The sequence below is a fragment of the Amycolatopsis balhimycina FH 1894 genome (assembly GCF_000384295.1).
Lineage (GTDB): Bacteria > Actinomycetota > Actinomycetes > Mycobacteriales > Pseudonocardiaceae > Amycolatopsis > Amycolatopsis balhimycina.
In genome coordinates this window covers 407,066-430,664 of the sequence record NZ_KB913037.1, presented here as the reverse complement: position 1 = coordinate 430,664, position 23,599 = coordinate 407,066, and the positions used below count along the sequence as shown (strand labels likewise).

The following is a 23,599-nucleotide window of genomic DNA, read 5'->3' as shown; positions in this document are numbered from 1 at the left end:
GTCAGTCCCGTTCCGGTGCGGCGGTGATGACCGCGGCGATCGCCGCGGGGGTCGGGGTGGCCGCCAGCGCGTCCACGTCGAGCGGGACTCCGAACCGCCGCTGGAGCCGCGCCACCATCCGGACGAACAGCAGCGACTCGCCGCCGAGGTCGAAGAAGTTCGACCCGGGCCGCACTCCGGCGGTCCCGAGCAGGTCCAGCCACACCTCGATGACCTGCGCCAGAACGGGCTCGGACTCCGGAACCGGTCCGGCCGGCGAGGGTGGCGGAGCCGGCTCGGGTGCCGGTTTCCGCAGCCAGTACTCGTTGCGGGCGAACGGGTACGTCGGCAGCGGTATCCGGCCGGCCACGCTCTGCCGGACGTCGTCCCAGCGAACGTTCACCCCGGCCGCCCACAGCGCGCCGGCGGCGGCCACGACCGGGCTCGAGCGGCCGGGTTGCACGGCGATCTTGGCGGCGTCGCGCGCTTCGGGAAGCGCCCGCGCGGCCGCGGTGAGCGCCTTGCCGGGCCCGACCTCGACCAGGACCGGGTTCGCCGTCGCCAGGCCGGTCCGCAAGGCCTCGAGGAACCGCACCGGTGCGAGGACCTGCTCGGCCCAGTAACCGGCGTCACGGCGCGCGCCGCGGGGGAGCAGAGTGCCGTCGAGTCCGCTGACGACGTCGATCCGCCTGCTCCGGCCACGAGCCGCGGCCGGAGCACGCCGGAGCCCGTCGGCGGCGCCGGCCATCATCCGGGAATGGAACGCCCGGCGGGCGGGGAGCATCCGGTGCCGCACGCCGAGGCGGTCGAAACGCGTCCGCAGCTCGTCGATCGCCTGCTCGGTGCCCGACAGGACGACGTTGTCGGTGCCGTTGACCGCGGCGAGGTCGAGCCCGCCGATCTCGCCGGCCTGGTGCCGGGCGACCGCCTCGCCGGTGAGCGCGGCGAGCATGCGGCCCGGCGGGGCGGCCTGCATGAGCGATCCACGCAGGGCCACGAGGTGCAGCGCGTCCTCGATGTCCAGCTCGCCGGCCAGGCACGCGGCGGCGTACTCGCCGGCGGAATGGCCGATCAGGGTGGCGGGCCGGACACCCCAGGACACCAGCAGGCGCCCGAGCGCGTATTCGTGCACGAGCAGCGCGGGCTGCGCGACGTCCGTGCGGTGGACGCGCTCGGCCGGCGCGCCCGGATCCAGGAGGACTTCGCGGAGATCGAACCCGAGGATGTCGGCGGCCGCCTCGGCGCACCTGTCCACATCGGACCGGAACGACGGCTGGCCGGCGTAGGGCTCCGCCGACATCCCGGCGTATTCCGAACCCTGTCCCGGAAACAGGAACACGAGGCTCGGGCGCTTCACGGCCGGTCCGCCGGGCGGATCCGCCAACCGCGCGACGGCGGACGGCACGTCTTCGGCCGCGACGGCGTGCCGGTACGGGAACGGGCGGCGATGCGACTGGAGCGTCAGGGCGACGTCGTGGACCGACACGTCGTTGGCCGTGCGCAAGTGCGCCGCGAGCCTGGCCTTCGCCGCCTCGAGCTCGGCCTCGGTGCGCGCGGAGACGGGCAGGACCGCGGTCGCCTGCCGCGGCCGCGGCGCGAGGCCGGCCCGAGCCGGTGCTTCCTCCAGGACGACGTGCGCGTTGGTCCCGCCGAGACCGAAGGCGCTGACGGCGGCCCGGCGGGTCCGGGAGTCCGTCCACTTGCGGGCCCGGCGGTCCAGGGTGAACGTGGTCCCGTCGGCGATCTCGGCGCGTGGCCGGGTCAGGCCCGCCATCGGCGGGATCCGCTCGAAGTACAGCGCCAGCACCGCCTTGATGAACCCGGCGACGCCCGCCGCGGCGTCGAGGTGCCCGACGTTGGCCTTGACCGAGCCGAGCGAACAGGGCCGGTCCCGGCCGCCGAACACCTCCGTCAGCGCGGCGAGCTCGATGGCGTCGCCGACCTCGGTCGCGGTGCCGTGCGCCTCGATGTAGCCGATCGTTTCCGGTGCCACCGCGGCGTTCGCGTAGGCCCGGCTGAGCACGTCGAGCTGGCCGCGTACCCCGGGCGCGGTGTACCCGGCCTTGGCGCCGCCGTCGTTGTTGATCGCCGACCCCTTGACCACCGCGTACACCAGGTCGCCGTCGCGGACCGCGTCGTCGAGGCGCTTCAGCACCACCATGCCGACGCCGCCGCCCGGCACGGTGCCGGCCGCGGTCGCGTCGAACGGGCGGCAGCCGCCGTCCGGCGACAGGACCCCGCCCGGCTCGTACAGGTAGCCGGTGTCCTGCGGGTACGGCACGGACACCCCGCCGGCGAGCACGACGTCCGCGTCACCGGCGAGCAGGCTCTGCCGGGCCAGGTGCACCGCGACCAGCGAGGTCGAGCACGCGGTCTGGACGGTCACGGCCGGTCCACCCAGGTCGAGCCGGTAGGCGATCTTCGCGGCCAGGTGGTCCTTCTCGTTGCCGAGCACCGCCGCGAGCAGGCCGTGCGAGCCGGCGACGTCCGGGTCCTTCAGCACGCTCTCGACGAGGTAGTGGCCGAACCCGGAGCCGGCGAACACGCCGACCCGGCCGAACGGGCGGTTCGTCGTCAGCCCGGCCGTTTCCAGTGCCTCCCACGCGGTCTGCAGCAGCAGGCGGTGCTGCGGGTCCATCAGTGCCGCGTCCTTCGGCGTGATGCCGAAGAAATCCGCGTCGAAATATCCGGCACCGTCGATCCGGCCACGGGACGGCACGTACCACTGATCGTCCACTTCGGACTCCGGGACGCCGGTGCGGAGCAGCTCGTCCCGGGTCAGGGTGGTGATCGAGACGCGGCCGGCCTCGATGTTCGACCAGTACCGCCAGACGTCCTCCGCGCCGGGGAACCGGCAGGCGAACCCGATCACCGCGATGTCCGGCCCGCTCATGCGCTCGTGCCCGGCGGTGCGCCCGCCAGGTGCCGCGCCAGCGATTCGACGGTCGGGAAGCGGTACAGGTCCACCAGCGGCAGCGGCTGGTCCGGCAACCGTTCCCGGAGCTGGTGCCGGACCAGGGCCAGCCGCAGCGAGTCACCGCCGACGTCGAAGAACACCTCGTCGTGGTCGAAGTCGTCGGTGCCGAGCACCGTGGTCCAGGCGTCCGCGATGATCTTCTCCAACGCGGCGACGTCGTCTTCGGCGGTGGTCGTGGCCACGGCCGGGAGCGTTTCGGCGGACAGCGCCCGGAGGTCCACCTTGCCGTTGCGGGTGAGCGGGAACTCCGTGACCCCGAGCCACCGTTGCGGGCGGGCGTAGGCCGGCAGTTCGGCCTCGACGGCCTGCCGGATCGCGGCCAGCGACGCGCCGCCGGTCCGGACCGCCGCGCACAGCCGGTCCTCGTCGGACAGGAACACCAGCGCGTCGAGCACGCCGTCCCGGCTCGCGATCCGGCGCTCCACGTCGGCCAGTTCGACCCGGTGGCCCGCGATCTTGACCTGCCGGTCGTGGCGCCCGTGGAAGCGCAGCGTGCCGTCGGTACCCCAGCGGGCCAGGTCGCCGGTCCGGTACGTCCGGTCTCCGGTCGCCGCCGCGCCGGTGAAGACCTCGCCGGTCCGGGCGGGATCGCTCAGGTAGCCGTCGGCGAGCCCGGCGCCGGTCGTGGACAGCTCGCCGATCCCGCCCGGCGGGACCAGCCCGCCGCTCGTGTCGAGCACGACCACGCTGGTCCCGGCCACCGGCCGCCCGATCGGCAGGTCGGGTCCGACCTGGTGAGCGCCGTCCACTGTGTGCGTCGTGGTGAACGTCGTGTTCTCGGTGGGGCCGTAGCCGTTGGTCACCCGCAGCCCGGGGCACCGGTCCAGCACGCGCCGGACGTGCGGGGGCGACACCACGCCGCCGCCGGTGAGCACCTGACGCACCCCGCGGAAGGCGTCCGGGCGGTGTTCGGCCACGATCCGGAACAGGCCCGACGTCAGCCACAGGTGGGTGACCGGGCGGTCGTGGAGGAACCCGGCCAGCGCGGCCGGTGCGGGCTCGCCGGGTGGGTACACCTCGACGGCGTCCCCCTTCAGCAGCGGGACCAGGAGTTCGAGCGTGGAGGCGTCGAAGGCCAGGGGAGCCAGGCGGAGCATCCGGGTGGCCGCGGCCGGGACGAACAGGTCCGGGTCGGCGGCCAGCCGCAGCACGCCGCGGTGGGTGACGACGACACCCTTCGGCAGACCGGTCGAGCCGGAGGTGAACGCGACGTAGGCCGTCTTCCCGGTGACCGCCGGAAGGACGGGCCCGGCCGGGACGGGCCCGGTGAGGTCGATCGCCGTTTCCGGGCCGATCCGGGCCTTCGGCTCGGCGGTGGCCAGCACGTGCGTGCGCCATTCCCGGGTGGCCGCCGGGTCGATGGCGACGTAACTCGCGCCGAGACACAGCGTCGCGAGCACGCCGACAGCTTCGCTCGCCGACCGCGGCAGGTCGATCAGCACCCGGTCACCCGCCTCGACGCCGGCCGCGGCGAGCTGCCGGGCCTGCGCCGAGGCGAAAGCGTGCAGCTGCGCGTAGGTCAGGGTGACGCCGGCGTGCGTGTCGCTGACGGCCACGGCTTCCGGCGCGGCGGCGACCGTGCGCTCGAACACGTGCCAAAGGTCGCCGTCGCTGTCGACGGACGGGCCGGCACCCAGCCGGTCGAGCCGGGCCCGCTGGCCCGCGGAGATGGTCCGCGCGCGGACGAGCGGCTGCCCGGGTTCCGCTGTCAGCTCGGCCAGCCCGGCTTCGAAGGACTCGGCGAGGTCTCCGGCGTCGGCCGGGCTCAGCACCGAGGTCGCGTACTCCAGCGCCAGCCGGGGCCCGCCGGACCAGGCCTGGACGTAGAGCAGCGCGTCGAACACCGCCCCGCCGCAGTGGCCTTCGTGCACGCGCCAGTCCGGTCCGATCCACTCGGGGACGAGCTGGTCGTGCGCGGCGAACCCGATCTGCGCCAAGGGGTTGCGAGCCGGATCGGGGTCCTCGCCGAGCGCGGCGACGAGGTGTTCGAAGGGCACGTCGGCGTCGCCGGTCGCGGCGGCGATCGCCGCGCTGACACCGCGGACGCAGGCTTCGGCGCTGTCGCCGTCGTCGATCCGGCACCGGACCGGCACGACCCGGGTGAGGAGCCCGACGACGCCGGCCGTGCCCGCGCCGAACCGGCCCGCCACCGGCAGGCCGAGCAGCAGGTCGGCGAGGCCGGTCCGCCGGGCGACGGTCAGCGCCCACGCCGTCATCAGCACCGCGGTGGTCGTGACCCCGCACCGGGCGGCCAGTGCCCCGGTCGCGGTGGCGAGCGGCTCCGGGAGGGTGAAGACCAGCCGGGCCCCGCGGCCGTCGGACTCCGGTGGCCGCGGGGAGTCGGACGGCAGTGAAACCACGGTCGGCGCCCCGGCCAGCCGGTCGGCCGCCCGCGCGGTGATCTCGGCCAGCTTGCCGGACGACGTCAGTTCCGCCTGCCGGTCGGCGACCTGGTCGGGGGACCGGCCGGGGGCGGCCGGTTCACCGCGGTACAGCTCGCCGAACTGGCGCCACAGCAGCCCGATGCTCCACCCGTCGGCCAGGACGTGGTGGACCAGCATCGTCAGCACGCTGCCGCGGCCGGCCCGGCCGAGCACGAACACCACCGGCGGCCGCTCGAACGGCCGGAGCAACGCGTCACTCGCCCTGGCGTAGAGCTCGTGGCCGGCTTGGACACTGTGGACGGACGGCAGGTGCTGGCGGAGGATCCGCGGCCGCTCGGTCGGCGGCAGGACCCGCCGGCACTGCGCCGTCCCGTCGGCCACGAACATCGTCCGCAGCGACTCGTGGCGGGCCACCAGCTCCGCCAGCGCCGCGGTGGCCCGGTCCTCGTCGAGCGGATCGCCGGTCTCGAGGCTGAACATCAGGTGGTACGGCCGGTCGGTGCCGGCCAGGTGCGCGGCGAGCATCACCCGCTGGCCCGGCAGCAGGGGCCGGTCCGGTTCCCGGCCCGCCGGTGGCGGCGGCGCCAGGTAGGGCGTGGCCGCCGACAGCACGGGGCCGAGCGGCTCCGGGCCGATCAGCCGTGCACTGTCCACACTGGACTCCAGGTGCCGCTGGCCGAGCGCGAGCAGCTCGATGGCACCCAGGGAACTTCCGCCGAGTGCGACGAACGAGGTGTCGCCGAGGCGGGCCGCGACCTCGGCGGCCCGCGTCCCGGTCACCGCGCCGACCAGCGGCAGCCAGTCCTCAAGCCCGGTCATGCGTCCTCCCGAAGACTTCACCGAGCAACTCGGCCATGGTGGTGACCGTGAACGACGCGAACAGCCGCCGCCGGTCGATGCGCACGCCGTACCGCCGCTGCGCGGCCGCCACGAGCCGGACCGCCTGCAGCGAATCGCCGCCGAGGGCGAAGAAGTGATCCGTCACGCCGAGCGGCCGGACCTCGACCCGGTCCGCCCAGAGCTCGAGGAGCTCCGACTCGAGGTCGGTCCGCGGCCCGAGCGGCTCCCCGAGGTCCTCCGGACGGTCGTTCGCGGCTGGTGGCTGCATCTGGGTTTCCCTTTCGCCCGAACCGGTTCGGCGCCGGGCCGGGTCATCGCCGCACCACGGCCAGCGGGAGCTCGCGCCGCGCCTCGGCGGCGGGTTCCGGGGCGTCGGCCGGTTCGCCCGGCGGCGGCACGACCAGGCTCATCACCCGATCGCCTTCGCCGAAGAGCAGGCGGTGGCGACGCAGGTAGGCCAGCTGCGCGGCGACGACTTCGGCAGGCCGGTCGAGGTCGGCGGCCAGGCGGTCCGCCTTGACCGGCGCGGAAAGGCGGCGCATCAGCGGCAGCAGTTCCGGCTCGATCGGTACCGTCCGGACCGTGCCGTCCCGGGAGTCGTGCACCCAGTGCTCGCCGGCGTCCGACCGCAGCACCAGCTCCGGCGGGACGTCCTGGTCCGCCCAGCGCGCCTGCCAGTACTCCACCTGCTCGGTCACCGGCTGCAGCCAGGTGATCGAATGCCGCATGTACGGCGAAACCCGGCGGTCGGTGAAGAAGTACGCCATCCGCGCGATCTGCTCGTCCGGGAACGGGTAGATCAGCGGGTAGAAGTCCATCGGGGTCAGCTCGAGCTCGTACTCCCCGGCCTGCGTGTAGTACGGGCTGAAGCGGTCGAACCGCACCAGGAACGCGCCGTTCGGCGGGGGAAGGTGGGTCAGCAGCGGGATGTCTTCCACGTACTTGGCGTAGACCTCGTCGGTCTCCCGGGGAAAGCCGAGCAGCAGGTTCCACTCCGGCGTGATGCCGTGGCCGAGGCAGCTGCGCAGGAACTGCAGGTTGAGGAACGCCGTGGTGCCCTTGTTCATCAGCTTGAGCGTGCCGGTGGACAGCGCCTCGATGCCCGGCTGGATCCGGGTCACCCTGGCCTCGCTCAGCACGGCCATGTCGTGCTCGCTCATCGGGACCTTGATCTCGTAGAACAGGGAGACGCCCGCCGGCGGGTCGAGCTTCGCGAACACTTCCTTCGGGTAGGACTTCGGCATGATGTTGTCGGTGCAGACGAACTCGTCGCACCACGGGCTGAATTCGAACAGCCATTCGAACTGCGCGCGGGCGTGCTCCGGTGCCATCGAGCGATAGGCCATGCCGAGACCGTTGAGCCCGCAGAACGTGCAATGCGAGCGCTGGCCCCACCAGCACCCCCGCGACGTTTCGAAGAACAGGATCGGTTTCGCGGCCTCCGGCCCGCCGAGCCGGTCCCGATGGGCGTCGAAACTCGCGACGAAGCCGGTGTAGTCGGGGGTGAAGAAGTCGTCGATGTCGCGCTCCCGCCCCACCGTGTCGCGGTAGGCGGGATCGTGGCAGTTCTCCGCCGTGAGCACGCCCGGGATCGTGTGGAGACCTTCGGGCGTCCCGGCCAGCAGCTGCCCCACGAACTGCGGGAACGTGTGCAGGGCGGGCCCCGAGAACACCGCGTCGATCGCGTCGACCTCCTGCGCGATGACCGTGCCCATCGGGGCCTCGCAGTTGGCCCCGCCCAGCAGCGTCATCGCGGCGGGATTGCGGTCCTTGATCACCCTGGCCATCCCGATGCTGGCCACGTGCTGGGCGAACATCGAGGTGAACCCGACGACGTCGGCGGAGTACAGGTCGTGGCGCTCGGCCAGCTCCGCGCAGAAGCCGGCGATCCCGGCGCGGCGCTCGACGATGCGCTCGCGGAACTCCCGCCACTGCGCGCCCAGGTAGTAGCGGCGGAAGTAGTCCTCGGCGTTGTCCGGCTCCTCCGGGAACGCCACCGGCCGGAACAGCCATTCGCCGATCCCGGTCATCAGGTGCCCGACACCGTCGGCGATCGCGTCGTAGGTGTCGACGCCGAGGTATTCGGCGAAGTCGAAGTTGAGGTAGCGGACGTCGACCTCGACCGCGTCGCCGAACTCGCGCCGGGTCAGCGCGGCGAGCTGGCTGAGCGCGAACGAGGGCTTGCGCCAGTCCGCGAACGGCATGGTGACGAGCACGATCCGGGTCATCGGGGTCCCTCCGGGGATTCGGGTGGGGGCTCAGCTAGGGGTACGGCGCCGCCGAGTTCGGCGGCGTAGAGCCGGAGCAGCTCCGGCATCCGGTACCGGCCGGGGCCCGCCGGCTCCAGCAGGTGGTGGTCGACGAGCCGCTCGGCCGCGGCGTGGGTGTCCGCCGCGGACATCCCGGGCACCGTGCCGTCGCCGGCGTGGCGGAACGCCCGCGCGGCGAGCCGGTCCGCCTCGTCACCGGCGTCGAGGACCCGCAGGCTCGCGGAGAACGCGGCGCGGACCGAGTGCGAACCGGCCCGCAGCTCGTCGAGCCGGCGGTGGGGGTCGGTGAGCCTGCTGGTGAGCGCCGAGATCGGGAGGCCGGGCCGGGCGGCCAGGCGGGCGCCGGCGATCCGCAGCGCCAGCGGCAGCCCGGTGCACGCGGCCACGATGGCGGCGGCCGCGGCAGGCTCGGCCGCTACCCGGTCCGCGCCCGCCCAGTGGGCCAGTATCGCCAGTGCCGCGGGCTCCGCCAGCGGGGCGGGACGCAGCCGGAGGCCGGCGTCCACCGCGGCGAGCCCGGCCCGGCCGGTGACCAGCACGAGGCACCCCGCCGCGCCCGGCAGCAGCGGGAGGACCTGGTCGGCGTCGCGGGCGTCGTCCAGCAGGATCAGCATCCGCTTGCCGACGAGCGCGGACCGGTAGGCGGCGCCGAGCTCCTGTTCGCTGGTGGCTCCGGGGGCGGGCGGGCGGCCGAGCCCCCGCAGCAGCCGGGCGAGCGCCTCGGCGCCCGGCAGGGGACCGGGGCCGGTGTGCCCGTGCAGGTCGAGGTGCAGCTGGCCGTCGGGGAACGCGTCGGCGCTCTCGTGTCCGAAATGGACGGAAAGAGCGGTCTTCCCGGTGCCCGCGGCGCCTTCGACGGTGACCACACCCGTGCCCCGCGGGCCGGCGACGGCCGCGCGCAGTGCGGCGAGCTCCTCGTCCCGGCCGGCCAGCAGACCCGGTGGCGCGGGCAGCTGCCGTGGCACCGGCGCGAGCGGTTCCCGTGGCTGCGGGGACTTCAGCAGCGTCCGGTCGGCGGCGAGGATGCGCTGCTGCAGGCGCTGCAGCTCCGGGCCGGGCTCGATGCCCAGCTCGTCCACGAGCACCGACCGGGCATCGGCGAAGGCACGCAGTGCTTCGGCGTGCCGGCCGGACTGGAACAACGCGAGCATGTGCAGCCCGCGCAGGCGTTCCCGGAGCGGGTGCGCGGCCACCAGCACGGTCAGCTCGCCGGTGACCTCGCGGTGGTGCCCCAGCCGCAGCCGCGCCTCGACCCACTGCTCCTCGGCGTCGAGCCGCTCGTCGGTGAGCGCGGAGCGGACGGCCGCGGTGATGGTCGAGTCCTCGACGCCGGCCAGCGGTTCGCCGCGCCAGTGGCTGAGCGCCCGGCCGAGCAGCTCGGCCTGGGCCTGGTCGTCGGCGGTCTCCTTCGCGGCGGCCACCAGGTCCCGGAAGCGGCACAGGTCGATCTGCTGCGGATCGACGTCGAGCAGGTAGCCGGGCTGGCGGTGGACGAGCCGGATCGCGGGATCCGCGGCCAGAGTGCTCCGCAGCTGTGACACACAGCCCTGGATGGCGTTCCTGGCGGTTCCCGGCACGTGCCTGCCCGGCCACAGCGCCTCGCGCAGCCGTTGCATGGGCACCACCTGGCCGGGCTGCAGCAGCAGCATGGCCAGCACGCAGCGGCGCTGCGCGCTGCCCAGCGCCAGCTGGCGTCCCTCGTGCCAGATCGCGATCGGACCCAACAGCCCGAATTCCATTTGACCCCCGGCCGTATTCCGGCGCTTTCGACCTGAGAGCGTCGCATCCCGATGCCGGTGAATTCAAGGAATTCTCGGTTTCGGGATGCCCGGTTCGGGAAGAACGGCCGAAGGGCCGGTCTTTCGTACCTGGGTGACGTCGCCTGGTCTGCCCCAAGAGGAGTGGAAACGTTTGCCGGGGCAATGATAGCGCGCACGGGGCGCCCTTTCGACGGGAACTCAGCGATCAATCAGCGCGCGCTCAGCGCAACCCGCCAGTGTTAGTCGAGGGAGCGGCGAAGTTGTCCAAAGGAGCGGCGGAGTTAGCCGAGGGGAGCGGGGGAGTTAGTCAACGGGAGCGGCGACCGGGCCGTGGAATCGCAGCATTCGGTGGCCGAAACGTATTCGAATGGCGGCTAAATCGGCCGTTCGGGTGAGACCCGGCGAAGCGGCAGGACTGAACGGGGGAATGGCGGGTGAACACTTCGGTGACGCAGCACGGCGCTGTCGTCGCGCTCCCGGCGGACCGGGGGATCCACCACCTCGTCGCCGGCCGTGTCTCGGCCGAGCCGGACACGCTCGCCGTCTCGGCCGCCGATGGAGACCTCACCTACCAGCAGCTTTGGGCGCGTTCTTCGGACCTGGCCGCGGCCTTGGCGGCCCGCGGTGTCGAGGCGGGTGACCGCGTCGCGGTGGCGGTGGACCGCTCGGCCGCACTGGTCGTCACCCTGCTCGCCGTCGCGCGGCTCGGCGCGGCCTATGTGCCGCTCGACGCGCTCGCCCCACCGGGGCGCACTGCGGGCGTACTGGCCGAAGCGGACTGCGCCGTAGTCGTCCGGGGGCCGGGTTGGCCGCCGTTGCCGGACATCCCGGCGCTGGACGTCACCGCCGTGCGCGGCGGGGAGAGCCATGGGCCCGAACCGGCGCCTTTCGATCCCGAGTCGCCGCTTTACGTGGCCTACACCTCCGGTTCCACCGGCGCGCCCAAAGGGGTCGTGGTGCCCCACCGCGCGGTGCTGCGGCTGGTGAGCTCGGCCGCCTATTGCCCGCTGGGTCCCGGTGACCGGGTCGCCCAGCTGGCGAACCCGGCGTTCGACGCGCTGACCTTCGAGGTCTGGAGCACGCTCGCCGCCGGCGCGACCGTGGTCGTGCCGCCCGCCGCCGGGCAGATCGACCTCGGCGCGTGGGGTGGTTTGCTGGCCCGGTACCGGATCAGCGCCCTGTTCCTGACCTCCGCGCTGTTCGACCTGATCGCCCGGGCCGAGCCCACGGCTTTCGCCTCGGTCGCCACCCTGCTGGTCGGCGGCGACACGATGGACCCGGCCGTCGTGCGGCAGGTGCTCGACGCGGATCCGCCCGGCCGGCTCGTCAACGCCTACGGCCCGACCGAGGCCACGACCTTCGCCGCCTTCTTCGAGTGCACGCCGGAGACGGTCGACGGCCACGGACGCGTCCCGATCGGGTTCCCGCTCCAGAACACCTGGCTGTGCGTGCTCGACGACGACCACGCGGCCACGGCCGAAGGCGAGCTGTGGATCGGCGGCCCCGGGGTCGCGCTGGGCTACCTCGGGCGGCCGGACGAGACCGCCGCGCGCTTCTTCCCGGGTGCGGCCGTGCCCGGAGCGGACGGCGAAGGACCCTGGTACCGCACCGGCGACCGGGTCCGGCGCCGCGGCGACGGGGCGATCGAGTTCCTCGGCCGCGTCGATCGCCAGGTGAAGCTGCGCGGGTTCCGGGTCGAGCTCGCCGAGGTCGAGGCCGCGGTGCTGGCCACCGGGCTGGTGTCCGCGGTGGCGGTGGAGAAGTCCGGTGACGGCCCGCTCGCCCATCTCACCGGTTACGTCGCGGGCGCCGCCGCGGACGCGGACTTGTCCACGGCCCTGCGGGACCGGCTGCCCGGATACATGGTGCCCGCCCGGTGGGTCCGGCTGCCCGCGCTCCCGCTGACCTCGACCGGGAAGCTCGACCGGGCACGGCTGTCCGCCGGCGAGCGGACCGCCCCGCTGTCGACCGGCCAGGAACGGCTCTGGTTCGTCGAGGCCGCCGAGCCGGGGACGGCGGCCTATGCGACGCCCATCCTGCTTCGCTGGCGTGGCGCGGTGGACCGGGCCGCGTTGTCCGCAGCGCTCACCGCGGTGGCGGCCCCGCACGAGCCGCTGCGCACGACTTACCGGCTCGAGGCCGGCGGCCCGGTGCAGGTGATCCACGAGCCCGCCGGCGTGGACGTCGAGGTGGGTGACGGTGCCGACGGCGAGGCCGAGCGGTGCGCGGCCGCCCCGATCGATCTCTCGGTGGATCCGCCGCTGCGGTGCACGGTCTGGCCCGGACTGCCCGGCGGGGACCTGGTTCTGCTGCGCACGCACCACATCGCGGTGGACGGCTGGTCCGCCCACGTGCTCCTGGCCGACCTGGCCGTCGCCTACCGGGCCGCCGCGGCCGGGCTGGTCCCCGTCCTGCCGCCGACGGAGATCGGGTTCTCCGGCTACGCCGCGCGGGAGCGGAGCGAGGCCGCCGGCCCGGAGACGGCGAGCCTCGTCGCCGAGTACGCCGCCCGGCTCCGTGACCTGGTCGCCGACCTGTCGCTCGACCGGCGGCCGGGATCCCGGCCGCCGGTGGCCGGGCCGCGAGCGGGCACCCGGTACCCGCTCGACCTGGACGGTCCCTTGTGGACGGACGTCCGCGAGCTGGCGCGCCGGCTGCGGATCACGTCGTTCGCCGTCCTGCTCGCCGCGTTCACCGTGGTGGTCCGCCGCTGGTCGGGCCGGACGGCCTTCCTGCTGGGTACCGGGGTGGCCAACCGGCCGTGGCCGGAGCTGGAGGAACTGGTGGGACTGTTCGCCAACACCGTCCCGCTCCGCTGCGAGGTGGCCGACGCCGAGTCGTTCACCCGGCTGTGCGAGGCCACCGCCGACGAGGTGCTGACCGCGCTCGAGGCCGAATCGCTGCCCCTGGACCGGCTGGTGACCGCGGTCGCCGACCGGCGCAGCCCACTCGTCCAGGTGGTCTTCAGCTTCCAGCAAACCGGCGCCTCGCCGCCCGCGCCGTGGCGCTCGGCGGATTCGCCGGACACCGGGTGGGCGAAGTTCGACTTCTCGATGTTCCTCGAAGCCGGGCCCGGCGGCCTGACCGGGCACATCGAATACGACACCGCCCGCTACCCCCGTGACCTGGTCGCCGCCCTCGCCGAAGGGTTCGTCGTCCTGCTCGGCGCGGCCTGCCGGAACCCCGCCGTCCCGGTCGCCGAACTACCCCACTCCCGGCGACCGGTCACCCGGCAAGCCCAGCTCGACTTGTCCTCGCACGCCCTGGCGCGCTTGGCGTCCTCCCGGAAGGAACCCGCACCGTGATCGATTCCTCCCTCGGCATCCTCGTCGACCAGGCGTTCATGGGTTCGTCGCTGCTGGGCCGCGATGCCTGGCGGGCCGCGGCGGAGGCGGGCGCGGACTGGATCGCGCTCACCGAGGAAGCCATGGAGATGACGCCGGACGTGCTGCACACGCTGCGCACCGACGTCGAGTCCGCCGGGGTGCCGGTGACCATGGCGCAGTGCCACGCCTTCGGCCTCAACGACCCGCGCGAGGTGGCCAGGGAATGGAACATCGTCCGCACCGAGCGGCACGTCGACCTGGCACGCGAACTGGGCGCGCCGGTGCTCAAGATCCTGCTCGGCGAGTGGATCTGGCGCACGATGTGGCCGACGGCGACCCAGTGGCAGCTGCTCGTCGACGCCGTGCGCCGGATCGGCGACTACGCCGCCCCTCGCGGCGTCGAGGTCAGCGTCGAGCTCGAACCCCTCGACACCTCCCTGGTCAACGACATCGCGTCGCTGACCAGGCTGATCACCGAGGTGGATTCGGAGGCCGTGCTGGCCAACATCGACACCTCGCACATGGTGGTCCGCGGGGTGCCCGCCGCCGAGGTGGCGCGGCTGAGCGGCCGGGTCAACAGCGTCGACTTCTCCGATTCGAACGGCCGCTACCACGAGCATCTCGCCCCCGGTGACGGCGTCGCGGACCTGCCCGCCTTCGTCTCGCAGCTGCGGGCCGCGCGGGCGCGGGCGATCGCGGTCGAAGTCGGCCCGTTCGCGGATCCGGAGAACGCCTTCCGGAAGGTCGAGCGGGCGATCCGCGGCACGCGGTCGTTGTTCGCGGAGGCGGTGGTGCCGCGTGCGTGAACCCACGACGGTCCCCGAAATGGCCGCGGCGAGCCTCGCGCTGGCCGACCCCGCGGCCGTCGCCGTCGAGTGCGGCGGCTCGACCGCCACGAACGCGGAACTCGACGCGCTCGCCTGGGGAACCGCCGGCAGGCTGCGGGCGGCCGGTGTCGGGCCCGGTGCGGTCGTCGGCGTCGTCGCGTCGCCGGGGCCGCGTCAGGTCGCGGCCTGGCTGGGGGTGCTGCGGGCCGGTGCCGCGTTCGCGCCACTCGACCCGGACCGGCCCGAGCCCGCCGGGATCGAACTGCTCCGCGAGGCCGATGTGGAGCCGGGCCCGCCGGTGCCCGCGGTCCCGGTCGACGAGCGCGCCCCGGCGGTGGTCCTGATCCCGCCCGGCGGCGAGACCGTCGTGTGGGAACAGGGAAACCTCCTGTACGCGGCGCTCACGACGGGGTGGCTGCACGAGCTGGGCCCCGGTGCCCGGCTGGTTGCTTCTGGTGCGACGGCGGTGGTCGAGGCGTTCGCCTGTCTGTGCTCCGGTGCCCGGCTGGTGCTCACCGACGTCGCCGAGCGCCAGGGCCGGTCTTTCTACCGCGCCGCCGGATGCCCCGGATTCGCGGCCGAGATCGTCGACGGATCGCTGCGGCCGGTGCCGAACACCCGCCTGGACGTGCTCGGCGCCGGGGACGAAGAACTCCCCGACGGGGTCGAAGGGGACCTTTGGGTCTTCGGTCCGGGCGTGCCCGGCGACCTCCGGCGGTGCCGGACCGGGGATCGCGCCGTGCGGGGCCGCGACGGGGAACTGAAGCTGTCCGCACCGGCCGAGCCGGCTCCGCCGCCGTCGCCGGTGAGCGCGTCCGAGACGGGACGGCGGCGGGCGGCGGAGCTGTTCGCGGAGACCCTGTCCGCGGCCGGGCTGTACGGCGAGGCGCAGCGGGCCGCGCTGCGCGAACCGGACGCCGACTTCTTCCGCCTCGGCGGGCATTCCCTGCTCGCGGTCGGAATGGTCGCCGCCGCGGCCCGGCGCTGGAACGGCGAAGTGGCGTTGCGGGACTTCCTCGCCGAGCCCACCGTCACGGGCCTCGGCGCGCTCCTGGACACCGCGGCCGCACCGCCGTCGCGCTCGCCCGTCACCGCCGACGACGGGTGGTACCCCGCGTTGCCCGCCCAGCAGCGGCTCTGGTTCCTCGACCGGCTTCCCCGGCTGCGTCAGGCCTACCTCGTCACGTTCGTGCTGGAGTACACCGGGGTGGTGGACGCCGCCCGGCTCGCCGCGTCGATCCGGTTCGTGCTCGGCAGGCACCCGGCGCTGCGTTCGGTGTTCCGGCTCGACCACGCGCGCCGGGAACTGGTCTACCGCACCGACGGCCCGGCTCCCGAAGTGTCGCTTGTGGACAATCGGGGCCGGTCGCGGGCGGAGCTCGACGACTACCTCGACGAGGTGCTCTGGCAACCCTTCGACCTGGCCGACGGGCCGCCCGCGCGAGCGGCGGTGATCACCTCCGGAACCGGGGCGACCACGGTCGCGCTGAGCGCGTCGCACGTCGTGCTCGACGGCTGGTCCCTGCGGCAGCTCGCGGACGAGATCGGCGAGACCTACCGCGCGGCCGGGCAGGGCAGGCCGCCGCATCTGCCCGAGCCGGTCCACCCGGCGGATGCCGCGGGGCCGGTGGAGGCGGGGAAGGACCGGCTGGCCGAGGTGCTCGCGTCACTGGAAGATGCTCCGCTCGACGTCGACCTGCCGCGGGACCGGCCGCGCACGGCCGAACAGCGCACCGAGGGAGCCACCGCCGTCCTCGGGCTGGGCCCGGAGCTGACCTCGCGGCTGCGGGTGGTCGCCGCCGCGCACGGCTGCTCGACGTTCATGGTGCTCGTCGTGTTGCTCGCGGCCGCGCTGGCCGAGCGCGGTGACCAGGCCGACTTCCTGTTCGCCTTCCCCTGGGCGGGCCGGGACGACCCGGGCCGGGCGAGCGCGGTCGGCATGTTCGCCGGCACTCTGCTCGTGCGGGCCGATCTGCGCGGCGAGCCTGGCTGGGGCGAGCTGCTCGGCCGGGTCCGCCGTGCCGCCACCACGGCGTTCGCCCACGCGGACGTCCCCTTCGACGCCGTCGCCGCGGCGCTGGAGCCCGGGCGCGATCTCAGCAGGCCGCCGGTGACGCCGGTGATGGTCAGCGTGCTCGACGCGCCCCTGGCCGCACCCGTCCTCGGCGACGGTGTGCACGGCCGGGTCGAGATCCGGGACGCGGCGCACGTGAAGTACGAGCTCGCGCTCGTCGGGATCGAGCACCCGGACGAGCTGGAGCTCTACGCCGACTACGTGACCGGCCTGTTCGACCGCGCCACTGTCACCGCGCTGCTGGCCGATCTGCGCAGGCTGGCGCTGGAGCTCGTGCGATCCCTGGAGGCGACCGTGCCCGAACCGTCCACATCGGACCTTGTCGACGTCGTCCGCAAAGCCTGGGCCGACGTGCTCGCCCGCGCCGACGTGGACACCGAGACCAGCTTCTTCGACGCGGGCGGCACCTCGCTGCTGCTCATCATGCTGCTCGACCGGCTGGCACCGCTGACCGCGCGCGAACTCACCGTCGCCGACCTGTTCCGCTGCAACACCGTGTCGAGCCAGGCGCGGCTGCTCGCCGGGGACGACCGGCCCGCACCCGCGCCGCGCGAGCAGAACCGGCAGCGGCTGCTCGGCGCCGCCCGCCGCCCGGCGCCGGGGACGTCGCGCCGGTGAGCGCGGACACGGCGATCGCCGTCGTGGGCATCGGCTGCCGGTTTCCCGGCGCGGACACCCCCGCACAGTTCTGGGCCGGCCTCGAAGCCGGGGTACTCGGCATGCGCGAACTGACCGACGACGAACTGCGCGTCGCGGGTGTCGGACCCGAGGTGTTCGGCGATGCTGACTACGTGCGCCGGATCGCGACCCTGGCCGGGCCCGGCCTGTTCGCGGCGGAGTTCTTCGGCGTCTCCCCGGCCGAAGCGGAGCTGATCGACCCGCAGCAGCGGTTGTTCCTCGAGACCTGCTGGGAGGCGCTGGAACAGGCCGGGTACCCGCCCGGCGGTGAAAGCGACCAACGGGTCGGCGTCTTCGCCGGGATGAGCCCGAGCGGGTACGTCGCCGCGTTGCAGGCCGCGCGGGCGCGGCGGGGCGGAACGGCCGGGCTCGACCACCTGTCGCTGCAGCTCGGCGGGATGGCCGACTTCGGCGCGGCCCGGGTGGCGCACAAGCTCGGCCTGCGCGGCCCGTCGGTGGGCGTGCAGACGGCCTGCTCGTCTTCGCTGACCGCGGTGCACTACGCCGTGCTCAGCCTGCTGTCCGGTGAGTGCGACCTCGCGCTGGCCGGGGGTGCCGGGCTCGCCGAACCCGCCGCGGGCTACCGGTTCGAGCCCGGCGGGATCCTCTCCGACGACGGCTACTGCCGGGCGTTCGACGCCCGCTCGTCGGGCACCGCGGTCGGGTCCGGCGTCGGCGTCGTCGCGCTGCGCCGGCTGGCGGACGCGCTCGCCGACCGCGACCCGGTGCTCGCGGTGCTGCGCGGCAGCGCGGTCGGCAACGACGGGGCCCGGCGGCCGGGGTTCACCGCGCCCACCCCGGACGGCCCCGCCGACGTCGTCGCCGCGGCGCTGCACACCGCGGACGTCGGCGCGGATCTGCTCTGCTACACCGAGGCGCACGGCTCGGGCACCCCGCTCGGCGACCACGTCGAGCTGCGCGGCCTCACCGACGGGCTGCGGATCTCCAGTGCCGCCACGGGATTCTGCGCGCTGGGCTCGGTGAAGGTCAACATCGGGCACACCGGCGCGGCGGCGGGCGTCGCCGGCCTGATCAAGGCCGTGCGCATCGCGGCGACCGGGATCCTGCCCCCACACCCGTTGTTCGAGCGGCCGCGGGACGAGGGACTGCTCGCGGACAGCCCGTTCACCCTGGCCGCGGCGGCGGGCCGGGCCACCGGCGCCGACCGGCACGTGCTGGTCAACTCGATGGGGCTCGGCGGCACCAACGCCGCGGTGGTGCTCGGCGCGCCACCGGCGCCGCGGCCCGCCGACGGCCCGGCTCCCGCGATCGTCCGGCTGCGGCTGTCGGCCCGCAACCGCGCCGAACTCGACGACGCCTCCGCCCGGCTGGCCGGCGAACTCGAAGGCGGCACGCTGCGGCACGCCGATGTCGCCTACACGCTCCGGACCGGCCGCCGTGACTTCGCCGAACGCCGGGTGGTGACGGCGCCGCCCGAACGGCTCGCCGCCGCGCTGCGGCTGCCGCGGCCCGGCCCGGTCCGGACTTTGCGCACCGGCGAACGACGGCCGCTGGTCGTCGCCGCCGACCCGGCGCAGCCGCTGTGCGCGCGGCTGGTCGCGGCACTCGGCGCGGGCACGGAGGTCGTCCCGGTGCTGCCCCCGGTGGTCCCCGACGACGTGTTCGTCCTGTTCGCCGGCGAGTCCGCGGAGACTTCCGCGGACTCGCACACCCTGCCGCTCACCGGGGACACCGATGCGCTCGAGGAAGCCCTGGCCACCGCGTGGCTGCACGGTGTCCGCGTGGGCGAGCACCAGCCGCCGGGCGACATCGTGCGCGTTCCGCTGCCCGCCTATCCGTTCCCGCGCCGCCGCTACTGGGCCCTCGATGATCTAGGCATCGAAGACACCGGCGCCGCACCCGAGGCGTCCGGGCCACTCCAGACGCAGGTGCTTTCCTTGTGGCGAGAGCTGTTCGGGATTTCCTCGATCGGTCCGGACGACGAGTTCGGCGCGCTCGGCGGGACATCCCTGCTGTCCGTGCGGATGGCGCTGCGGGTCCAGCAGCGTCACGGCGTGCTGATCAACCTGCACCGCGTGGGCGGCAGCCGGGCCACCGTCCGGCGGGTCGCCGAGGCCGTCGCGGCGAGCGGCACGGCGGGCGAAGCCGCCGACGGGGACGGTGCGCTGATCGATGCCGACCTCGCCGCCGGGCTCGGCCCGATCGCGGCCCGGCCGTCGGCGGGCACCGACGTCCTGCTCACCGGAGCCACCGGCTACGTCGGCGCGTTCCTGCTGCACGAGCTGCTCCGCCAGACCACCCACCGGGTGTACTGCCTGGTGCGCGCCGAAGACGAAGCCGGCGGCCTGGCCCGGCTGGCCGCGGCCGCGACCCGGTTCCGGCTGCCCGTCCCGGACCTGCGGCGGGTGGTCGCCGTCCCGGGCGACGCCGCCGGGGACGTCTGCCGCGGCTTCCGCGACGGCGAGCTCACCCGCCGGATCGGGCACATCCTGCACGGCGCGGCCAGGGTGGTGTTCACCGAGCCCTACCGGGTGCTGCGCACCGACAACGTGCTGCCGGTGCTCGAACTGGTGCGCTGGGCGCGTGAGTCCGGCATCACCGACTTCAGCCAGGTCAGCACCCTCGCCGCGACCGGCCCGGACGTCGGCACCGGTGACCGCCGCACCGAGCGGCGCGCCCAGCCGCTCGACCCGCGCACCGGCGGCTACGGCGCGTCGAAGTGGGCGGCGGAACGGCTGCTGGAGCGGGCCGGGCAGGACGGCCTGCGGGTCCGGGTGTTCCGCCCGGGGCTGATCAGCGGCGCCACCGCGACCGGGGCCTGCAACACCCGGGACATGCTGTTCCGGCTGCTGGCCGCGGGCCTCGCCGTCGGCGCGCATCCGCTCGACCCGCGCCCGGTCCCGCTGGCCCCGGTCGACGTGGTCGCCGAAGCCGTGGTGGGGCTCGCCGGAGCCGACGGGGCGACCGGCCGCCCCTACCACCTCGTCGACCGGGTCGCCCCCACGCTGCCGCAGCTGTTCGGGCTGCTGGCCGAAGCCGGTCACCCGACGGAAGCCCTGCCCGTCACCGCCTGGTTCGAGCGCGTCGCCGAACGGGCACTCGAGACCGGCGATCCGGTGCTGGCCAGCATCGCCCTCTACGACCTGGACCGGCTGGACGCGGGAGACGACGACGTCGACTGCGAGCACTGGCAGGACTGGCTGCGGCAGACCGGCCGCCACGCCCGGGTCGACGCCGCGCAGCTGGTGCGCAGTCTCGGGTACCTGGCCGGGCAGCCCGAGTTCGCCGGGCTGGTGCCGATCGCGGGCGTCGACGTCACCGCCGGTGAGAACGGGGGACACTGATGACAGATCCGTGGCACACCCAGGGAATCGCGGTGGTCGGGGCCGGGGTGATGGGCGTCGGCATCGCCGCGCTGGCGCTCGCCCACGGCGTGCCGGTCACGCTGGTGGACATCGATCCGGCCCGGCTGGCGCTCGCCCCTGCCGCGGTCCGCGACCAGGCGCGCATCGGCGCGCTGCTGCGCAAGCTGCCTGCCGCCGGAATCACCGCCGAGCTGCGGACCAGCACGTCGGTCACCGCGGTCGCCGGTGCGGCCGCGGTCGTCGAGGCGGTCACGGAACTACCGGACACCAAGGCAAAAGTACTGGCCGAAGTGTCCACTGTGGTCAGTGCGGGCACGCTGCTGGCGACCAACACCTCGGCGATCCCGGTCGGCGAGCTCGCCGCCGCGACCGCCCGCCCGGCCGAGCTGGCCGGCACCCACTTCATGAACCCGCCCTACCTCATCGACGCGGTCGAGGTCGTCCGCGGACCGGACACCGGCGACGCGGCGATGGCCGCGCTCGCCTCGCTGTTCGCGGTGCTGGGCAGGCGGGCGATCCTCGTCGGCGACGGGCCGGGGTTCGTGTCCAACCACGTGCTGATGCGGATGATCAACGACGCCGCGCGGCTGGTGACCGAGGGCCGGGCCGCCGCCGAGCGCGTCGACGAGGTGTTCACCGCCTGCCTCGGCCACCGCACCGGCCCGCTGGCCACTGCCGACCTGATCGGCCTCGACAACGTCGTCGACACCCTGGCGGTGCTGTACGACCGGACCGGCGAAGAGGCTTACCGCGCCGACGCGGAGCTCCTCGCCCGCGTGCGGGCCGGAAACCTCGGCCGCAAGAGCGGCGCCGGGTTCTACGACTACGGGAGTGTCTCGTGACGGCTTCGGAAACGACCGACCCGGTCGTGGTCGACCTCCTCGGCTTCCTGACGGGGCTGACCAAGGCCGAGCACGCGCCGGACGAGGACCTGTTCGCCGCGGGCGGGCTGTCCTCGTTGATGGCGCTGGAACTCGTCGTGCACGTCGAGCGCCGGTACGGGATCACGGTCGCGGGGGACGAGCTCAGCCTCGACAACTTCCGCACGGCCGAGGCGATGGCCCGGCTCGTCCGGCGATTGCAGTCCTGAATGGACGCCCTCGCCGACGCGCTCGCCGCCGTGACTGCCGCGGCCGGCTCCGACGCCGCCGCGTGGGATCGCGCGGGCCGGATCCCCGAACCGCTCGTGCGGGAGCTCGCCCGCGGCGGGCTCCTGTGCGCCCAAGTCCCGGCCGAGTACGGCGGGCCCGGGTTCAGCAGCCGGGACAACGGTGAGCTCACCGCGCACACCGGCAGCCTCTGCGGCTCGTTGCGGAGCCTGCAGACGTCACAGGGGATGGCCGCCTGGACCGTGCAGCGCCTCGGGCGTCCCGCCCAGCACGAAGAGTTCCTGCCGAAACTGGCCGGTGGCACGCTGGCCGGGGTCGCGATGAGCGAGCCCGCCGCGGGCAGCGACCTGTCCGGGATGCGGACCGCGATCCGCGCCGACGGCGACGCGATCGTCGTCGACGGCGCGAAGGTCTGGGTCACCGGCGCGGCCTACGCCGACCTGCTCGTCGTCTTCGGCACCTACGAACGCGGCGCCGGTGTCGCCGTGGTCCCGGCCGGGACACCCGGGGTGACGATCTCGCCGGTCGCCGACCCGCTCGGCTGCCGCGCGGCCGGGCACGCCGACGTCCGCCTCGAGAGCGTCCGGCTCCCCGCGAGCCACCTGCTCGCCGCCAGCGGGGCGCCGCTGCCGATGCTGGTCACCACCGCGCTGAGTTACGGCAGGCTCTCGGTCGCCTGGGGCTGTGCCGGGCTGGTGCGGGCCTGCCGGACGGCCGCGGTGCGGCACGCCGCCGAGCGCGTCCAGTTCGGGCAACCGCTGTCCGGTCACCAGCTCATCGCCCGGCACCTGGCCGAGCTGGTGACCGCGGAACACCTGGCGACGCTCGCCTGCGCGCACGCCAGCGGCCGGTGGGACGAAGGCGCGCCGGACCAGGCGGTCGCCGCGGTGCTGGCCAAGCAGGTCGCCGCGCGGCAAGCGGCCGAGAGCGCGGCTCGGGCCGCGCAGGTCCTGGCCTCGGCCGGGGCCCGTGACGATCACGTGGTGGCGCGGGCCTACCGGGACGCGAAGCTGATGGAAATCATCGAGGGCAGCACGGAGATCTGCCAGCTGCTGCTGGCCGAACACGCGCTGGCGCTCGCGTGAGCGCGCCCGGGATCGGCGCGGTGCACTGCGTCCTGCCGCGGGAGTTCGTGAAGGTGACCCGGCTGCCGGAGTTCGCCGACCTGGACCGCGCCGCCGCGGACTTCGCCGCCGGCTGTGGCGTCGCCGAGGTGGGGGTGCTGGACGAGCCCGCCGCGGACCTGGCCGCCCAGGCCTGCCGCGAGCTGCTGGCCCACCACGACATTCCCGAACCCGACGTCCTGGTGCTGGTCGCGCCACGCGCGCCGGAGGTGCTGCTCGGGTCGGACGTCACCCGCGTCCAGTCCGCCGTGGGGCTCGGGCGGGCGTTCCCGTTCGCCCTCGACGGGCTGGGCTGCACCGGGTCGAGCGCGGCCTGGGCGCTGGGCGCCGACCTGCTGCACGCCGACGCGTCCCGGCGGTGCGTGCTGATCACGCACGCCAGCCGTCCCACCGGCCTCGACCGCGTCCGGTATCCGGTGACGGTGATCGGGGACGGCGCGTACGCGATGGCGGTGGTCCGCGGTGGCCGCCCGGTGCTGCGCGCGCACCGGGCGGAGACGGACGGGTCGTTCCACGACCTCTTCCGCGTCGACTACCGCAGGACACCCTGGTACGAGTGGCGTGAGGAGTGCGCTTCGCCGGACCGCTACCGGTTCGAACTGGCGCTGCGCAGCCGGGAACGGATGGCCCGGCTGGTCGAGCAGGTGCTCGCGGACGCGGCCGTGGACCGCTCCCGCGTCCGCGCGACCGTGATGCAGAACGTCACCGCGTCCGCGTACGAGTTCTACACCGCGCTGCTGGGCCTGCCGATCCACCCGGTCTGCGCCGCGCACCTGAGCGCGTACGGCCACCTCGGCGCGATGGACGTCGTGCTCAACCTCGACCGCGTGCTCGCCACCGGCGAGCTGACCGAAGGGGACCTGGTGCTGGTGCTCAACAACAGCCCGGTCGCGGCCTGGGCCGTGACCCTCTGGGAGGTCTGAGC

13 protein-coding genes are annotated in these 23,599 nt (G+C 74.4%); 8 read left to right on the top strand and 5 right to left on the bottom strand.

Annotation, left to right across the window (positions count from 1 at the left end; translation table 11 throughout):
* Position 1 precedes the first annotated feature (1 nt).
* Genes A3CE_RS49750 through A3CE_RS49740 form a run of 5 tightly spaced genes read right to left on the bottom strand, consistent with a single transcriptional unit; the run spans position 2 to position 10,189 of the window.
* Entirely contained in the window at positions 2-2,872 is a 2,871-nt protein-coding gene (locus A3CE_RS49750; RefSeq protein WP_020638205.1) for a type I polyketide synthase, read from the bottom strand.
* Positions 2,869-6,159 (bottom strand): non-ribosomal peptide synthetase, encoded by a 3,291-nt coding sequence (locus A3CE_RS49745; protein WP_020638204.1) that lies wholly within the window; start codon positions 6,157-6,159, stop codon positions 2,869-2,871. Before A3CE_RS49745 ends, A3CE_RS49750 begins: the two co-directional genes overlap by 4 nt.
* Positions 6,146-6,448: an acyl carrier protein gene (locus tag A3CE_RS0101025; protein ID WP_020638203.1), complete on the bottom strand. Its 303-nt coding sequence runs from the start codon at positions 6,446-6,448 to the stop codon at positions 6,146-6,148. Before A3CE_RS0101025 ends, A3CE_RS49745 begins: the two co-directional genes overlap by 14 nt.
* 43 nt (positions 6,449-6,491) lie before the next feature.
* Complete coding sequence (locus tag A3CE_RS0101020; protein ID WP_020638202.1) at positions 6,492-8,408, bottom strand: RiPP maturation radical SAM C-methyltransferase; 1,917 nt, start codon at positions 8,406-8,408, stop codon at positions 6,492-6,494.
* Positions 8,405-10,189, bottom strand: a complete 1,785-nt coding sequence (locus A3CE_RS49740; protein ID WP_020638201.1) for an AfsR/SARP family transcriptional regulator — start codon at positions 10,187-10,189, stop codon at positions 8,405-8,407. Before A3CE_RS49740 ends, A3CE_RS0101020 begins: the two co-directional genes overlap by 4 nt.
* Before the next feature lie 455 nt (positions 10,190-10,644).
* Here A3CE_RS49740 and A3CE_RS53185 point away from each other — a divergent pair, with 455 nt between their 5' ends.
* From A3CE_RS53185 to A3CE_RS0100975, 8 genes are read left to right on the top strand one after another with little or no spacing between them, the layout of a single operon-like run.
* Positions 10,645-13,515 carry an amino acid adenylation domain-containing protein gene (locus A3CE_RS53185; RefSeq protein ID WP_020638200.1) on the top strand — a complete coding sequence of 957 codons (2,871 nt, stop codon included), beginning with the start codon at positions 10,645-10,647 and terminating at the stop codon, positions 13,513-13,515.
* The gene (locus A3CE_RS0101005; RefSeq protein ID WP_020638199.1) at positions 13,512-14,342 is read left to right on the top strand and encodes a sugar phosphate isomerase/epimerase family protein; all 831 of its coding nucleotides are present in this window, start codon (positions 13,512-13,514) and stop codon (positions 14,340-14,342) included. The genes A3CE_RS53185 and A3CE_RS0101005 overlap by 4 nt, the downstream gene beginning before the upstream one ends.
* On the top strand, positions 14,335-17,055 hold the full coding sequence (locus A3CE_RS54615) for a condensation domain-containing protein (protein ID WP_020638198.1): 2,721 nt from the start codon (positions 14,335-14,337) through the stop codon (positions 17,053-17,055). The genes A3CE_RS0101005 and A3CE_RS54615 overlap by 8 nt, the downstream gene beginning before the upstream one ends.
* Positions 17,052-20,420, top strand: a complete 3,369-nt coding sequence (locus tag A3CE_RS0100995; RefSeq protein ID WP_020638197.1) for a thioester reductase domain-containing protein — start codon at positions 17,052-17,054, stop codon at positions 20,418-20,420. The genes A3CE_RS54615 and A3CE_RS0100995 overlap by 4 nt, the downstream gene beginning before the upstream one ends.
* Positions 20,420-21,283, top strand: a complete 864-nt coding sequence (locus A3CE_RS0100990; RefSeq protein ID WP_020638196.1) for a 3-hydroxyacyl-CoA dehydrogenase family protein — start codon at positions 20,420-20,422, stop codon at positions 21,281-21,283. Before A3CE_RS0100995 ends, A3CE_RS0100990 begins: the two co-directional genes overlap by 1 nt.
* Entirely contained in the window at positions 21,280-21,531 is a 252-nt protein-coding gene (locus A3CE_RS0100985; protein ID WP_020638195.1) for an acyl carrier protein, read from the top strand. Before A3CE_RS0100990 ends, A3CE_RS0100985 begins: the two co-directional genes overlap by 4 nt.
* Positions 21,532-22,635 (top strand): acyl-CoA dehydrogenase family protein, encoded by a 1,104-nt coding sequence (locus A3CE_RS0100980; RefSeq protein ID WP_020638194.1) that lies wholly within the window; start codon positions 21,532-21,534, stop codon positions 22,633-22,635.
* Positions 22,632-23,597: a 3-oxoacyl-[acyl-carrier-protein] synthase III C-terminal domain-containing protein gene (locus A3CE_RS0100975; RefSeq protein WP_020638193.1), complete on the top strand. Its 966-nt coding sequence runs from the start codon at positions 22,632-22,634 to the stop codon at positions 23,595-23,597. The genes A3CE_RS0100980 and A3CE_RS0100975 overlap by 4 nt, the downstream gene beginning before the upstream one ends.
* Positions 23,598-23,599: the final 2 nt, after the last annotated feature.